This window comes from Streptomyces sp. L-9-10 (genome assembly GCF_004151105.1).
Classification (GTDB): domain Bacteria; phylum Actinomycetota; class Actinomycetes; order Streptomycetales; family Streptomycetaceae; genus Streptomyces.
The window spans coordinates 1-14,918 of sequence record NZ_PHRF01000012.1 but is presented as its reverse complement, the minus strand read 5'-3'; the positions used below and the strand labels follow the sequence as shown (position 1 = coordinate 14,918).

Here is a 14,918-nt window from a genome sequence, read left to right as displayed (position 1 = left end):
GATGAAAGGTGGTCGTACATGCGTTGTTCCCGCTGAGTGACGTGCTGAACGCTAATGGTGACCCGGAGTGAACATGGCGTGTATCAGCCAGTGATACGCGCGACCGGCGGCCTGAGGCGGTCTGCGAGAATTGACCCCGTGATCTCACGAATCGATCTGCGCGGCGACACCCTCCCCGAGGGTGGAGACCTGCGTGACCTGCTGCCCCGAGCCGAGTTCGACGTGGAAGCCGCCCTGGAGAAGGTGCGGCCGCTCTGCGAGGACGTGCGCCATAGGGGTACGGCGGCGCTGATCGATGCCGCGGAGAAGTTCGACGGAGTGGCACTGGAGCGGGTCCGGGTGCCCGCGAAGGCCCTTGCTGACGCCCTGGAAGCGCTCGATCCGGCCGTACGGGCCGCGCTGGAGGAGTCGATCCGGCGCGCCAGGCTGGTCCACCGCGCGCAGCGGCGCTCCTCGCACACCACTCAGGTCGTGCCCGGCGGCACGGTCACCGAGAAGTGGGTGCCGGTCGGGCGGGTGGGGCTCTACGCGCCCGGCGGCCGGTCCGTCTACCCGTCGTCGGTGATCATGAACGTGGTGCCGGCCCAGGAGGCGGGCGTCGAGTCGATCGCCCTCGCCTCACCCGCGCAGAAGCCCCGCTATCCAGGAGACGCCGCCGGCGGTCTGCCGCACCCGACGATCCTGGCCGCGTGCGCGCTGCTCGGGATCGACGAGGTGTACGCGGCCGGTGGCGCCTCGGCCGTCGCGATGTTCGCGTACGGCACCCCGGGCCCCGACGGCTGCGCGCCCGCCAACATGGTCACCGGCCCCGGCAACATCTGGGTCGCCGCCGCCAAGCGCTACTTCACCGGCCGGATCGGCATCGACGCCGAGGCGGGCCCGACCGAGATCGCGGTCCTCGCGGACGCGACCGCCGACCCGGTCCATGTCGCGGCCGACCTGATCAGCCAGGCCGAGCACGACCCGCTGGCCGCCGCCGTCCTGGTCACCGACTCCGCCGAACTGGCCGACGCGGTCGAGAAGGAGCTGGAGCCGCAGGTCGCGGCGACCAAGCACATCGAGGACCGGGTGGTCCCCGCGCTCTCCGGCCGGCAGTCCGCGATCGTGCTCGTCGACTCCGTCGAGGACGGCCTGCGGGTCGTCGACGCGTACGGCGCCGAGCACCTGGAGATCCAGACCGCCGACGCCGCCGCGGTGGCCGCACGGGTCCGCAACGCGGGCGCGATCTTCGTCGGCCCGTACGCCCCGGTCTCGCTCGGCGACTACTGCGCGGGCTCCAACCACGTACTGCCGACCGGCGGTTGCGCCTGCCACTCCTCGGGGCTCTCCGTCCAGTCCTTCCTGCGCGGTATCCACATCGTGGACTACAGCGAGGAGGCGCTCGCCGAGGTCGCCCACCACGTGGTGACCCTCGCGGAGGCCGAGGACCTGCCCGCGCACGGCGCGGCGCTGAAGGCGAGGTTCGCGTGGAAGGTGCCCGGAAAGTGACATTCGGTAGTCGTGAGTTCGACGAGCTGCCCGTACGGGACGAGCTGCGCGGCAAGTCCCCGTACGGCGCACCCCAGCTGGACGTCCCCGTACAGCTGAACACCAACGAGAACCCGTACCCGCTGCCCGAGCCGCTGGTCGAGCGGATCGCCGAGCGCGTCCGCGAGGCCGCCCGGAGCCTCAACCGCTATCCCGACCGTGACGCGGTCGAGCTGCGCACCGAGCTGGCCCGGTATCTGACCCGCACCGGGAAGCACCCGCTGACCGCCGCGAACGTCTGGGCCGCCAACGGCTCCAACGAGGTCATCCAGCAGCTGCTCCAGACCTTCGGCGGTCCCGGCCGTACGGCGATCGGCTTCGAGCCCTCGTACTCGATGCACGGCCTGATCGCCCGCGGCACCGGCACCGGCTGGCTCTCAGGACCGCGCGGCGAGGACTTCACCATCGATGTGGAGGCGGCGGAGAAGGCCATCGCCGAGCACCGCCCCGATGTCGTCTTCATCACCTCGCCCAACAACCCCACGGGCACGGCGGTCGACGCCGGGACCGTCCTCGCGCTCCACGACGCCGCCCAGGCCGCCAGGCCCTCCCTGGTCGTGGTCGACGAGGCGTACGTCGAGTTCAGCCACCGCGACTCCCTGCTGCCCCTCATCGAGGGCCGGCCGCGGCTCGTCGTGTCCCGCACGATGTCCAAGGCGTTCGGGGCGGCCGGGCTGCGTCTCGGCTATCTCGCCGCGCACCCCGCCGTGGTCGACGCCGTCCAGCTGGTGCGCCTGCCGTACCACCTCTCCGCCGTCACACAGGCCACCGCGCTCGCCGCGCTGGAGCACACCGATACGCTGCTCGGGTACGTCGAGACGCTCAAGGCCGAGCGGGACCGGCTGGTGGGGGAGTTGCGGGCGATCGGTTACGAGGTCACCGAGTCGGACGCGAACTTCGTCCAGTTCGGCCGCTTCGAGGACTCCCACACGGCCTGGCAGCGGATCCTCGACCGGGGGGTCCTCATCCGTGACAACGGCGTACCGGGCTGGCTGCGGGTCACCGCGGGCACCCCGTCCGAGAACGACGCGTTCCTCGACGCGGTACGTGACCTCAAGAAGGAGCAGCGCGCATGAGCCGCATCGGCCGCGTGGAACGCAGTACGAAGGAGACCTCCGTCGTCGTCGAGATCGATCTCGACGGCAGCGGCAAGGTCGATGTGTCGACCGGAGTCGGCTTCTACGACCACATGCTCGACCAGCTGGGCCGGCACGGCCTGTTCGACCTCACGGTGAAGACCGAGGGCGATCTGCACATCGACTCGCACCACACCATCGAGGACACCGCGCTGGCCCTCGGCGCCGCCTTCAAGCAGGCCCTCGGCGACAAGGTCGGGATCTACCGCTTCGGGAACTGCACGGTCCCGCTGGACGAGTCGCTGGCCCAGGTGACGGTGGACCTGTCGGGGCGGCCGTACCTCGTGCACACCGAGCCCGAGAACATGGCGCCGATGATCGGCGAGTACGACACGACCATGACCCGGCACATCCTGGAGTCGTTCGTCGCCCAGGCGCAGATCGCGCTGCACGTACACGTCCCGTACGGGCGCAACGCGCACCACATCGTGGAGTGCCAGTTCAAGGCCCTGGCCCGCGCTCTGCGGTACGCCTCCGAGCGCGACCCGCGGGCGGTGGGCATTCTTCCTTCGACCAAGGGCGCGCTGTGACCGGTTTGTCGACCATTCTGATCGTCGTGGGACTCTTCCTCGCCGGCGGTGTGTACTCGTTCCACAAGCAGAAGCTGCCCAAGAGCGTGATCGTGCTGCTGGGTATCTGCTCCGCGCTGTGTCTGGTCGCCGGAGTCCTGCGCATCCAAGGGATCTGGGAATGAGCAAGAGCGGCAAGAGTGTCGTCGTCTTCGACTACGGATTCGGCAATGTCCGGTCCGCCGAGCGCGCCCTGGCCAGGGCCGGCGCCGACGTCGAGATCACCCGCGACTTCGACCGCGCCATGAACGCCGACGGGCTGCTCGTTCCGGGCGTCGGCGCGTTCTCCGCGTGCATGAAGGGGCTCACCGCCGCCCGCGGCGAGTGGATCATCGGCCGCAGGCTCGCCGGTGGCCGGCCCGTCATGGGCATCTGCGTCGGCATGCAGATCCTCTTCGAGCGCGGCATCGAGCACGGCGTGGAGACCGAGGGCCTCGACGAGTGGCCCGGTACGGTCGCGCCGCTCAAGGCCCCCGTCGTCCCGCACATGGGGTGGAACACCGTCGAGGCACCGGAGGGCAGCCGGCTGTTCGCCGGGCTCGACCCGGAGGCCCGCTTCTACTTCGTGCACTCCTACGCCGTACACGAGTGGGGCCTTGAGGTCACCAACCCCAAGATCCGCGCCCCCGAGGTCACCTGGGCCACCCACGGCGAGCCGTTCGTCGCGGCAGTGGAGAACGGTGCCCTGTGTGCCACCCAGTTCCACCCCGAGAAGTCCGGCGATGCCGGCGCCCAGCTGCTGACCAACTGGATCGGAATCCTCTGATGTCATCTGTGCCCACGGGTCCCTCTGTGCCGAAGCTCGAACTCCTGCCCGCCGTCGACGTCCGTGACGGCCAGGCCGTCCGGCTGGTCCACGGCGAGTCCGGTACGGAGACGTCGTACGGCTCCCCGCTCGAAGCCGCCCTCGCCTGGCAGCGCTCGGGCGCCGAGTGGCTCCATCTGGTCGACCTCGACGCGGCGTTCGGCACCGGTGACAACCGCGCGCTGATCGCCGAGGTCGCCGAGGCCATGGACATCAAGGTCGAACTGTCCGGCGGAATCCGCGACGACGCCTCGCTCGCCGCGGCCCTCGCCACCGGCTGCACCCGCGTCAACCTCGGTACGGCCGCGCTGGAGACCCCCGAGTGGGTCGCCAAGATCATCGCCGAGCACGGCGACCGGATCGCGGTCGGCCTCGACGTACGCGGCACGACGCTGCGCGGGCGCGGCTGGACCCGTGACGGCGGTGATCTCTACGAGACGCTGGCCCGGCTGGACTCCGAGGGCTGCGCGCGTTACGTCGTCACCGACATCGCCAAGGACGGCACGCTCGAGGGTCCCAACCTGGAACTGCTCAAGAACGTCTGCGCCGTCACCGACAAGCCGGTCGTCGCCTCCGGCGGGGTCTCCTCGCTGGCCGATCTGCACGCGATCGCCACGCTGGTGCCCGAGGGTGTCGAGGGCGCGATCGTCGGCAAGGCGCTGTACGCGAAGGCGTTCACCCTGGAAGAGGCGCTGGCGGCGGTGTCCGGATGAGCGACGACGTACGCGACGGCGCACGCGCCGGAGAGGTACGGAAGATCACGTCCGGCGGTCCGTGGGAAGACTCCATCGGCTATTCCCGCGCGGTGGAACTCCCCAACGGCCTTGTCCTGGTGGCCGGGTGCACGGCCATGGTCGACGGCAGGATCTCGGCGGGGGGCCCGTACGAGCAGGCCAGGGCCGCCTTCGGGGTCGCCGTCAAGGCGCTGGAGGAGCTGGGGCTCGGCGCGGAGCATGTGGTGCGCACACGTATGTACATCACCCATGTACGGGACGCCGACGACGTGGGCCGCGCTCACAAGGAGCTGTTCGACGCCGTGCGCCCGGCCGCGTCGATGATCGTCGTGTCCGGCTTCATCGACCCGAGTCTGGTCGTGGAGGTCGAGATCGAGGCGTACCGGTCCGACACGCGGCGGCCCGGGACGCACCGGGGTGGTGCCGGATGACTCTCGCCGTACGGGTCATTCCCTGCCTGGACGTGGACAACGGCCGGGTGGTGAAGGGCATCAACTTCCAGAACCTGCGGGACGCGGGCGACCCGGTCGAGATGGCCAAGCTGTACGACGCCGAGGGCGCCGACGAGCTGACGTTCCTCGACATCACCGCCTCCTCGGGCGACCGCGAGACGACGTACGACGTGGTGCGCCGCACCGCCGAGCAGGTCTTCATCCCGCTCACGGTCGGCGGCGGCGTACGCACCCCCGAGGACGTCGACAAGCTGCTGCGGGCGGGCGCGGACAAGGTCGGCGTCAACACCGCGGCCATCGCGCGCCCCGACCTCATACGGGAGATCGCCGAACGCTTCGGGCGGCAGGTGCTGATGCTGTCGGTCGACGCGCGGCGCACACCGTCCGGGTCCTTCGAGGTGACGACGCACGGCGGACGCAAGGGCACCGGCATCGACGCCGTCGAATGGGCGCACCGCGCGGCCGAGTTGGGCGCGGGGGAGATCCTGCTCAACTCGATGGACGCGGACGGTACGAAGGACGGCTACGACACGGAGCTGATCGCGGCCGTACGCGAGCACGTCACCGTGCCCGTCATCGCGTCCGGAGGCGCGGGCAGGCTCGCGGACTTCGCGCCGGCCATCGAGGCGGGCGCCGACGCCGTGCTGGCCGCCTCCGTCTTCCACTTCGGTGATCTGCGGATCTCTGAGGTCAAGGGCGCGCTGCGCGAGGCGGGTCATCCGGTGCGCTGATCCGGTGCCTTGATCGAGGGTGCCTCGATCGAGGCGTGGACCGAGGTGGGACCGGTGCGTGGACCGGGGTGTTGACCGGGGTGTTGGCCTCGGTTCGGACGCGGGCGGTCCGCCTCCGTTCGTGAAGATCGGTCAGGTTCGGTGAGAACCGGCGGGAACTGGTGAAGACCGGTGAACTCGCCGGTGCTCATCCGCCGGTTGCGCCGCGACAGTGGAATCGCCAGTCATCATCGCGGTTCCACTCCGGTGCGCCCGGCGGCATCCGACGGTTTGCGGCGGCTTCAGGCGGCTTCCGGTGTGGCCCCGTCACGACCGAGAGGCACCCGCCGTGCACCCGTACTCCCCACCACGCCCCGCCGCCTCCGACTCCCCGGCCTCCGACTCCCCGCTCTGCCGCCCTCCGGCATCCCACTCCCCGCGCTTATGGGCGGGCGCGCTCGCGACCGCCGCTCTGGTCGCCGCGCTGGTCCCCGGCGCGTCCGGCGCCCACGCGACCGGCCTCGCCGAGGCCGCGGACAATCCGTACGAGCGCGGACCGGCCCCGACCGTGGCGTCCATCGAGGCCGACCGCGGCCCGTACGCCGTCTCCCAGACCCCCGTCGCGCGGGGCGCCGTCAGCGGATTCGGCGGCGGCACGATCTACTACCCGACGTCCACCGCGGACGGCACCTTCGGCGCCGTGGCCGTCGTGCCCGGCTTCACCGGCACGCAGTCGAGCCTCGCCTGGCTCGGACCCCGGATCGCCTCCCAGGGCTTCGTCGTCTTCACCATCGACACCGTCACCGTCCTCGACCAGCCCGCGAGCCGGGGCGGCCAACTCCTCGCGGCGCTGGACTATCTGACGGGCGGGTCGGCCGTCAGCGGCCGGATCGACCGCGCGCGGCTGGGCGTCATGGGCCACTCGATGGGCGGTGGCGGCGCGCTGGAGGCCGCCAAGAGCCGTACCTCGCTGAAGGCGGCCGTCCCGCTGACCGCCTGGAACCTGGACAGGACCTGGCCCGAAGTGCGTACCCCCACCCTGGTGGTCGGGGCGGACGGCGACACCGTCGCGCCCGTCGCCTCGCACTCGGAGCCGTTCTACACCTCGTTGCCGGGCTCGCTCGACAAGGCGTATCTGGAACTGAAGGGAGCCACTCACAACGCGCCGAACACCCCGAACACCACCATCGCGAAGTACAGCGTCTCCTGGCTGAAGCGATTCATCGACAACGACACCCGCTACGAGCAGTTCCTCTGCCCGCTGCCCCAGCCGGGCCCGGCGATCGCGGAGTACCGCGGGAACTGCCCGCACCACGGCTGATCCACAGGTCCCCAGGCGCTAGTACTGCAACGGTGCTTGCCGTGACGGGTGGGCGGGTCGATCGTCGGTCGTGTCATGGGTGGGGATCTTGCTGAGGTCAGTTCGTGGGCCGGTGAATTGAGTGCGGTGCAGGGACGGTTCGTGCACCGATTCAGCAGGTCAGAGCCGCGTGAGTCCGCCCTTGCCTATATGCGGGGGCTCATAGCCCCGTTGTAGCGGAAGAACGGCTGGACGTTGGCTGAAGAAGCGGGCCATGCAGGCCCGGACCGTATCCACCGGCTTTTGAACCGGATCGAGTGGGACGCTGATGAGGTTCTGGACGATGTGCGTGAGTACGTGGTCGAGCATCTCGGCGATCCCGGTGCAGTCCTGATCGTGGACGACACCGGCTTTCTGAAGAAGGGCACCGGCTCGGCCGGGGTGCAACGTCAGTACTCCGGCACCGCAGGCCGCACAGAGAACTGCCAGGTCGGTGTCTTTCTCGCCTGTGCGGCCCCTCTCGGGCGAACGCTGATCGACCGCCGTCTGTATCTGCCCGTCTCCTGGACGGACGACCGTGAGCGGTGCCGCCGGGCCGGCGTCGACGATGCGGTCGGTTTCGCGACCAAGGTGGCGATGGCCAAGGCGATGGTCCGCCGGGCGATTGCCGACAAGATCCCGTTCCGCTGGGTGACCGCGGATGCCGGCTACGGCTACAGCAGGGGCTGGCGCTCCGAGCTGGAACAAGCAGACGTCTTCCACGTCATGGCCACCACCCGCCACGACACGGTCGTGACCCGCTGGGCGATCGACCACCCGGTGAGCGATCTCTTCCCCGGCCTGCCCCGGCAGAAGTGGAAACGCCGCTCGTGTGGTGCGGGCGCCCACGGGCCCCGCGTCTACGACTGGGCACGCGTCGAAGTCCGCCCCTGGCACCGGCCCGACCGCCGACACTGGGTGATCGCCCGCCGCAGCGTCGCCCGCCCCGAAGAGCTCTCCTACTACATCGCCTACTGCCCCGCCGACACCACTCTGGACGAGCTGATCCGCATCGCCGGCAGCCGCTGGGCGATCGAGGAATGCTTCCAGACCGCGAAGCAGGAGTGCGGCCTGGACGACTACCAGGTTCGCCGTTACCCCGGCTGGCACCGCCACATCACCCTGGCCATGGCCGTCCACGCCTGCCTCACCGTCCTGCGGGCCCGCGAACTGGACACCTGGAAAGCGGAAACGGATCCTCCCCGCTCATCCACCTCAGCCTCGCCGAGACCAGACGCCTGATCCACCGCCTCACCAACCGACGGCCCACACCCGTCGAGCACATCCTGCACTGGTCGACATGGCGCCGAAGACGACAACACCAAGCCCGCACCAGCCACTACAAACAACGAGGACACACCCCACCACCGACTGACCACCTGTCACCATAAACACCGTTGCAGTACTAAGTGCCAGTACAACAAGGGTTGTTATCGCGAGGGTGAGCTGAGAGCGGCGCGAGGAGCAGGCGAACGTGCCGGTTGAGGCAGGGATTCGTCTCATGCGCAGAGTCTTCGACCAAGCCGCCACCTGCACGTGAGTACGCGTACTCACGTGGGTAGGGGTACTCGCTCAAACTTCGGCGAGAATGCTCAGCCTTCGCTGCGACAGATCACATGGGGGCGGGACGCGCCCGGAGTCGAGCACACGCCGAGCAAGCGGTGGAGAGCGCCTGCCATCTCGCGGAGCTCGCAGGCCCGGGCAGCTTGAGCACGGCGGCCGCCGAGGACGCCCTCGACGCGATCGACACCCTCGCCGAGGCCCTGGGCAGCGCCGCGCCGGACCTCGCGCAGGCCCTCACCGCCGTGGCGGTCGCGACCGGCGACGCCCGCCGGCGGCTGGGCATCGCCGCCGACGACCAGGTTCCCGGGCCCACCGCCGCGGCGACGGTCCCCGCTGCGCGCGGGGCGCCGAAGCGGCGCGGACTCGGACCCGGCTACCGGGGCATCCGTACCGCCCGCTGAGGAAGGGCCCCTATTAGACCTGTTGGGGCTAACAGGTCTCACAGGGGCCCGTCTGCAATTTCGGTGCGGGTCTGTCGGCGGGTCTGTCAGGCGTCGGGAACGGCGGGCTGGGCGAGGGCCGTTCCGGCCGGTGGGCCGCGGACGGGGTCACCGGGTGCGGGCGGGGGGTGAACGCGGTGCCCATCCCCTTCGAGACCTCGATCAGCACCTGCCGGGCGGCCGCCTCGCAGTCGCCAGCGGCGCGGTGGGCTCCGCCGAGCCGGAGCCACCGGCTGGAGCCGAGCCAGTCGGAATACATCTGCAGGCAGTACCAGCTGCTCCAGGGCTCCAGGTGCATGCCCGACCGAGGACGACGGCGCGGTCGAACTCGGCCTTGTACGCGCACACGACCCGGCCCTTGATGACCTTGCGGAGCCGGGGGAGCACCTTCGCGAACGGCGGTTTGTCGGCGACCATCTCGTCCGTGATGCCGTGCACCTAGCGGGCGCCGTCGCTGATCTCGGCATCGCCGGGGTTGACCAGGGTGTCCATCAGCTTCTTGCCGGTGGCCGCGTCGATACACGGCGATCTCGACGGTGCGGCCGTACAGGTCGGTGGTCTCGGTGTCGAGAATGACCGCGCGGCCCGGCTCCAGCAGGCCCCGCGCCTCCCGGGTGATGTCGCCCCACGCCGGGCACAGCGTGATATCGGCGGCGTAGGCGCCCGCCTCGGGGTCGGCGGCCGGCTCCCGGCGCACGGTCCCCTCGGGCAGGCCCTCGGTCCGCTCCCAGTCCAGCTCCCAGCAGCCGGTGTACGGGCTGTTCCAGGCCCAGATGGTGATCCCGTGCCGATCTGCGAGGCGCTGCGCGAAGCCGCAGACGGCGGCGGCCCGGGTCGGGGCCAGCTTGGCGTACTCGCGCAGCGGGGAGGGCGCCCCCTTCGGCAGGCCGCGGACGGCCTCCCAGTCGACGCCGGGCAGCTCCAGGAGTGCGCGGACGTCGCCGAGCCGGTAGAGAGCGACGGTGACCGTACGGCGCCGGCCGACTTCCTTCTCGTAGGTGTGCGCGGGGCGTCCCCATCCGGCGGCCTCGACGTACTTCCAGTCGCTCGTCCGGCAAGCCGACGGGTTCGTAGATTCTCGGAGGTGATTGACCGGGAACCCGCTGGCCCCGGCCTTCAGAGAGGGCGGGGACCAGCGGGTGCGTGATGGTGCGCAACAGCCTGCCACGGAACGGGAACACTGTGCCCCTCAGGCGTTCTAGGAGTTGCAGGCCACGCGGCGAGGGCTCTCAGATCCACCGTGCGGCGGCAAGCAACCTCGTCCGGGTCCTCCCCGGCCGGGGTTTTCCCTTTGGACGACGGCTCATGTGCCACGTGCGGTGCCCGAGTGGGGGCGGCCTGCTTGTCGAGGCGCCATGGAGATCGGCACGCTCCGGACCGCCGGCTCGCTGGGACCGATCGAGGGCACGCTCGCCACGCGGGCCCGCACGTTGCGAGTTACCTACCTCGTGGGCCTGTTCAGATACAGATCGGCCCGTTCAGACGCAGATCACGATCTTCCCTCGGGTGCGTCCGCGCTCGGCGTGCGCGTGGGCGTCGGCGATCCGCTCCAGGGGGTAGGCCTGTTCGATACGGGGTGTGTAGCGGCCTTGCCCGCCCAGTTCCGCCGCCGCGGACAGGAGAGTGGAGTCGTTCACCGCGTCGGCCACATGCGTGCCCAGGCGGTGCCCGCCCGCGTGGTCGGCGACCGTCGCGACGCGCTTCGGGTCGCCCGCGATCGCGACAAGGTCGTCCAGGGAGCCGGAGGCCGCGGTGTCGAGCACGATGTCGACGCCGTGCGGAGCGAGGGTGGTGAGGCGCTGTGCGAGGCCGGGCCCGTAGATGGTGGGAACGGCACCGAGAGAGGTGAGGAACTCGTGGTTGCGTTCGCTGGCTGTTCCGATCACGGTGCCGGCACCTTGTGCCACGGCGATCTCGACTGCCGCGCTGCCCACGCCTCCGGCGGCGCCCTCGACGAGGAGGGTGCGCCCCGCGAGGGAGCCGAGCGCGTTCAAGCCACGCATCGCGGTCACGGACGCGAGACCGGCGCCCGCTGCCTGCTCGTCGTTCCACGTGGGCGCCGGCAACGGTTCGATCGGCCCCCAGGGCTGCCCCCGGAGCCGGTATTGCCAGCCTGAACTTGACGTCAACGTGAGGTATAGGGGGGAAGGGAGTGACCTGCGTCATGCGCATCGGACAGCTCGCCAGGCGGTCAGGGGTCAGCGTGCGGGCCCTGCGCTACTACGAGGAACAGCGGCTCCTGGAATCGGCGCGGACGCCCGGTGGCCAGCGTGACTATCCCGACGAAGCCCTGGAGCGGGTCCAGCTCATCCAGGACCTCTTCGCGGCCGGCCTCTCCAGCCGTACCGTGGTCGAACTCCTGCCGTGCGTGAGCACGGGCGTCGCGACCCCCGCCATGGTCGACCAGCTCATCATCGAACGCGACCGCATCGCCGCACGCATCCAGGACCTGACCCGGGCCAAGATCAAACTCGGCCGCGTGATCGAAAACGTGACCGCGGATAACGTGGCGCAGGACTGATCGACCCGTCGCGAGGGGTGGGGCCCCGACCTATCCGGCATCTACCAGGCACTGGCCGGCCAGGGGAAGCCCCAGGCGTATCCGGAGGCCGTCGAAACAGCGTTCGTCGCTCTCGCTACCCCGGACACACGCCGGGCGGCGGTGGACGGGGCAGGCCGCAGCTGACCACGGTGCCGGCACACCGCAGGACCGGTCAGCAGCAACCTCTCCGACCGGAGCGCGGGACCGTCGAGTCCCGCCGCGTCGGCGGTCCTGATGAAGATGTCCTCGTCGTAGATACGTTCCCCGCGATGCCAGCGCGCCTCGACGAGCGCCCGGTACAGGACGTGTTCCTCACCCCGGCGACGGGCCGCCAGCCAGGCGAGGTGCGGCAGTTCCCACTCCTGGCCGAGTTGATCGACCGGCCAGGCCAGCGGATAGCCGAACCTGGTCGCCGTCCGCTTGACATCCCCCAGCATGTAGAGATGCTTCGCCTTGCTCATGGGTGTGTACAGAACCTCGGCGCCCCGGTCGTGGAGCGCCTGCCGGAGCAGCGGTTCAGGCTCCCAGAACGGGTAGTAGTCGATCAGCTCGGTGGCCCGGGGCAAGCGGTGCTCCAACTGGTCCACCGCCATCCAGCTGTACGGGCTGCGAAGGCTGAAGTACAGCCGAGGACGTCTGCGCGTGGTCATGCACTCCCCTGCGATCCGGCAAGAATGCCTGAGCCGGCCGATGCCCCGGCCAGGAACTCGGTGAAATCGGTCGCTACTTCGACCGCGTGGCTGACGTGGAAGCAGTGGCCGTAACCGGGCCGACGCGATACCGTCGCCGCCGGCATCGCCAGGGACAGTGCCGTGCACCGTCGTGCGACGAGGGCCGGGTCGCTCGCGCCGACCAGCACTCGGGTCGGCGTGCGCACGGTGGACACGGGGAAGGCGCCGGTGGCGGCGAACCGCAGGTACAGCGAGTGGATCCCCGCTGGACCGATCCGATCGAGGGCGGTGTCCACGATCGACGCGAAGAGGGCCTCGTCCATGCCGTCATAGAGGGCGGCCAGGGAGATTCGGATGCCATCGGCGACCGCGAACCGGAACGCCGTGTTGAACTCCTGCTCCAGCGCGGCGTTCACCGCGTCCTCGGCCGGGCGGTAGAAGGGTGCCAACAGCATGGCCATCGCCAGGTCCGGGGCGTCTGGGCCGCACACCAGTTCCAGGACCACATTCGCGCCCAGTGAGTGGCCGAGCAACGAGTGAACGGGACCGTCGAGCAGTGCCAGAGCGCCGCGCAGCCACGCTCCGGGGGTTCCCGCGGCACCCCAGCCGTAGTCGTTGCCCGCCCGCCAGGGCAGGTCGAGCGCGACCATCCGGTAGTCGTCCGCCAACTCCGCAGCCAGCGGCTGCCATTCGCGCCAGCCGCCCTCGGCTCCGTGCACCGCGACCACAAGCGGCCCGGTGCAGTCGGCCAGGACCCGGACGCCGACGCGCCGCCCGCCCATCTCCCGAGCGGCCGCCTCGGGGACGTCCTGCGGACGCGTGCGCTCACTCGCCACTGTTGGTCAGCTTCCTGCTCCAGCCACGCAGCACCACCGCGCCGACCGCTCCGTCCGGCGAGACGGACGTCACCAGGGACACTTCACCGTCATGCCGGGAGTCGGCGCGGTGCCGGGCGAGAACGGCGGCGATCTGGACCATGCCGGAGGCGCCACCGCACTCGCCGGCGAACTCCTTGGCCCGCAGTCTTCGAGGGCCGCCGGGGCCGAACACCTCTTGAAGGGCCGTTCGTTCCACCTCGTCGAGGTGGACGATGCCGCCCTCGCTGGTCGATGCGACCGTGACCTGCTCCGGGGTGGCACCCGCCGTGCTCAGCGCGGTCCGGATTCGATCGGCCATACCTGCCGCTTGACCGGTTCCGTCCGGTTCTTACTGTCCGAACTCGGCGGACAGGATCTCCGCGTCCATCGGCCTGCCGGCTCCCCTGACGACCGCCGCGTCCTCGGCGACCAGGACCACTGCGGCCTCACCAAGCGGAGCCCGGGCCGGATCACCGGCTCGCACGAGGCACGCACCGCCAAGTCCAGGGTGCGTGTTGACGGCGTGCAGAAGGGCCTGCCCGTCCTTGCCCTGGAGCAGGGCCAGCAGTTGCTGGTGCTCGACGACGAACACGCCCCGGTTGGGGATGTTGACCAACAGACCCTCTTGAACCAGACGCTGGAGCGCCTCCCGCACGGGGCCGCGGCTGATGCCCAGCCGGGCCCCCAGCCGTGGCTCGATCATCCTGCTGCCTGACGCGAACGCACCGGAGACGATCTGTTCCCGCAGCCGATCCGCAATGAGGGCGGGGGTGCTTCGCAGGTTGACGGGGGTGAGCTCGTCGAGTCCTGGCTGCGACACGTCTCCTGATCCCCCTCGTGGTTTGCCCCTTGTGGCGGCCTGGACCGTACTCATGACGCCGAGCGATCCCACCGTCACCCGTACCCGCCCGGTGACGTTCACCGCCAGTCACTACGTTTGGCCCCACGTCCGCGTCACCTGCGACGCCCCCTGGCCCCCGCGGGTGACCTACCCGGCGGCCCCGCTCGCACCGAAGCCCGCCGCAGCGAGCCGCGAGGAACTGCTTGCCGCCCCGCGCGCCCTGGCCGCCGCACCGCGTCTGGAAATCGCCGCGTCCCTCGCCGGAGGACAGCACCGAAGTACCCAGGAGCTCGCCACCCTCCTGGGTCTCTCGGAATCAGTGATCTCCCGCCACCTCCGGCAGATGACCCAAACAGGACTGCTGACCGGCCGCCGCGAGGGCTACTACGTCCTCTACTCCCTACGACCGCAGCCGCCTTGGCCGTATCGCCGCGGCCCTGAACGACCTCGCCGACGATCCCGGGGAATGAGCGGCGCAACGCCCCGTCCGGTCAAAATCCACGTTCACGCGTCGGCCTTGGTGTAGACGGTGACGAACATCGGGAGCTGTTCGCTGTAGGGCGCCTCGTCCCAGCTCGCGAACCGCTGTCCGGGTTCGAGGCCGGCGGCGCGCGCGTACGCGTCGACCTCGTCGGGGGTGGTGAGGCGGGAGGCCTCGGAGCCGACGCGGGTGGTGCCGTCCGACTCGTACCAGATGTGGGAGCAGAGCCAGATGTTGCCCTCGGGCAGCAG

The 14,918-nt window shown here is 70.3% G+C and carries 16 protein-coding genes and 3 pseudogenes; 12 read left to right on the top strand and 7 right to left on the bottom strand.

The window, feature by feature from the left end; genetic code table 11:
- Nucleotides 1–138 precede the first annotated feature (138 nt).
- The 11 genes and pseudogenes from hisD to CU044_RS02730 all read left to right on the top strand — a co-directional run bounded on the left by hisD (nucleotide 139) and on the right by CU044_RS02730 (nucleotide 9,236).
- On the top strand, nucleotides 139–1,488 hold the full coding sequence (gene hisD, locus CU044_RS02780; protein ID WP_129766821.1) for a histidinol dehydrogenase: 1,350 nt from the start codon (nucleotides 139–141) through the stop codon (nucleotides 1,486–1,488).
- Nucleotides 1,485–2,603 (top strand): histidinol-phosphate transaminase, encoded by a 1,119-nt coding sequence (locus tag CU044_RS02775; protein ID WP_129766820.1) that lies wholly within the window; start codon nucleotides 1,485–1,487, stop codon nucleotides 2,601–2,603. The genes hisD and CU044_RS02775 overlap by 4 nt, the downstream gene beginning before the upstream one ends.
- Nucleotides 2,600–3,193 (top strand): imidazoleglycerol-phosphate dehydratase HisB, encoded by a 594-nt coding sequence (gene hisB, locus CU044_RS02770; RefSeq protein WP_030353542.1) that lies wholly within the window; start codon nucleotides 2,600–2,602, stop codon nucleotides 3,191–3,193. The genes CU044_RS02775 and hisB overlap by 4 nt, the downstream gene beginning before the upstream one ends.
- Before the next feature lie 5 nt (nucleotides 3,194–3,198).
- On the top strand, nucleotides 3,199–3,357 hold the full coding sequence (locus CU044_RS38300) for a hypothetical protein (protein ID WP_165371761.1): 159 nt from the start codon (nucleotides 3,199–3,201) through the stop codon (nucleotides 3,355–3,357).
- Nucleotides 3,348–3,998: an imidazole glycerol phosphate synthase subunit HisH gene (gene hisH / locus CU044_RS02765; protein WP_193563856.1), complete on the top strand. Its 651-nt coding sequence runs from the start codon at nucleotides 3,348–3,350 to the stop codon at nucleotides 3,996–3,998. Before CU044_RS38300 ends, hisH begins: the two co-directional genes overlap by 10 nt.
- A gap of 26 nt (nucleotides 3,999–4,024) precedes the next feature.
- On the top strand, nucleotides 4,025–4,750 hold the full coding sequence (priA, locus tag CU044_RS02760) for a bifunctional 1-(5-phosphoribosyl)-5-((5-phosphoribosylamino)methylideneamino)imidazole-4-carboxamide isomerase/phosphoribosylanthranilate isomerase PriA (protein WP_129766867.1): 726 nt from the start codon (nucleotides 4,025–4,027) through the stop codon (nucleotides 4,748–4,750).
- Entirely contained in the window at nucleotides 4,747–5,202 is a 456-nt protein-coding gene (locus tag CU044_RS02755; protein WP_129766818.1) for a RidA family protein, read from the top strand. Before priA ends, CU044_RS02755 begins: the two co-directional genes overlap by 4 nt.
- On the top strand, nucleotides 5,199–5,954 hold the full coding sequence (gene hisF / locus CU044_RS02750) for an imidazole glycerol phosphate synthase subunit HisF (RefSeq protein ID WP_129766817.1): 756 nt from the start codon (nucleotides 5,199–5,201) through the stop codon (nucleotides 5,952–5,954). The genes CU044_RS02755 and hisF overlap by 4 nt, the downstream gene beginning before the upstream one ends.
- Nucleotides 5,955–6,282: 328 nt before the next feature.
- Nucleotides 6,283–7,254, top strand: coding sequence for an alpha/beta hydrolase (locus tag CU044_RS02745; RefSeq protein WP_129766816.1), 972 nt, complete (start codon nucleotides 6,283–6,285; stop codon nucleotides 7,252–7,254).
- Between the two features lie 75 nt (nucleotides 7,255–7,329).
- Nucleotides 7,330–8,514: pseudogene (locus CU044_RS02740) on the top strand (IS701 family transposase).
- Between the two features lie 464 nt (nucleotides 8,515–8,978).
- Nucleotides 8,979–9,236, top strand: coding sequence for a hypothetical protein (locus CU044_RS02730; RefSeq protein WP_240045298.1), 258 nt, complete (start codon nucleotides 8,979–8,981; stop codon nucleotides 9,234–9,236).
- A gap of 28 nt (nucleotides 9,237–9,264) precedes the next feature.
- Here the strand turns inward: CU044_RS02730 and CU044_RS39285 are convergent, their stop codons facing one another.
- Together CU044_RS39285 and CU044_RS02715 are read right to left on the bottom strand one after the other, a co-directional pair.
- Entirely contained in the window at nucleotides 9,265–10,443 is a 1,179-nt protein-coding gene (locus tag CU044_RS39285) for a hypothetical protein (RefSeq protein WP_240045297.1), read from the bottom strand.
- A 310-nt stretch (nucleotides 10,444–10,753) separates the two neighbouring features.
- Nucleotides 10,754–11,335, bottom strand: a pseudogene (locus CU044_RS02715) (zinc-binding dehydrogenase); the annotation flags it as partial.
- Nucleotides 11,336–11,439: 104 nt separating this feature from the next.
- Here CU044_RS02715 and CU044_RS02710 point away from each other — a divergent pair.
- Nucleotides 11,440–11,796 (top strand): MerR family transcriptional regulator, encoded by a 357-nt coding sequence (locus CU044_RS02710; protein WP_129766814.1) that lies wholly within the window; start codon nucleotides 11,440–11,442, stop codon nucleotides 11,794–11,796.
- A 41-nt stretch (nucleotides 11,797–11,837) separates the two neighbouring features.
- Here CU044_RS02710 and CU044_RS02705 read toward each other — a convergent pair whose 3' ends face one another.
- From CU044_RS02705 to CU044_RS02680, 5 genes and pseudogenes are all read right to left on the bottom strand, one after another.
- Nucleotides 11,838–12,467, bottom strand: a complete 630-nt coding sequence (locus CU044_RS02705; RefSeq protein ID WP_129766813.1) for a DsbA family protein — start codon at nucleotides 12,465–12,467, stop codon at nucleotides 11,838–11,840.
- On the bottom strand, nucleotides 12,464–13,324 hold the full coding sequence (locus CU044_RS02700) for an alpha/beta hydrolase (RefSeq protein WP_129766812.1): 861 nt from the start codon (nucleotides 13,322–13,324) through the stop codon (nucleotides 12,464–12,466). Before CU044_RS02700 ends, CU044_RS02705 begins: the two co-directional genes overlap by 4 nt.
- Nucleotides 13,314–13,664 (bottom strand): hypothetical protein, encoded by a 351-nt coding sequence (locus CU044_RS02695; RefSeq protein ID WP_129766811.1) that lies wholly within the window; start codon nucleotides 13,662–13,664, stop codon nucleotides 13,314–13,316. The genes CU044_RS02700 and CU044_RS02695 overlap by 11 nt, the downstream gene beginning before the upstream one ends.
- 30 nt (nucleotides 13,665–13,694) lie before the next feature.
- A complete protein-coding gene (locus tag CU044_RS39280) occupies nucleotides 13,695–14,165 on the bottom strand; it encodes a GntR family transcriptional regulator (protein ID WP_240045296.1) in 471 nt (156 codons plus the stop codon).
- Between the two features lie 525 nt (nucleotides 14,166–14,690).
- Nucleotides 14,691–14,918 (bottom strand): annotated as a pseudogene (locus tag CU044_RS02680) (SAM-dependent methyltransferase); the annotation flags it as partial.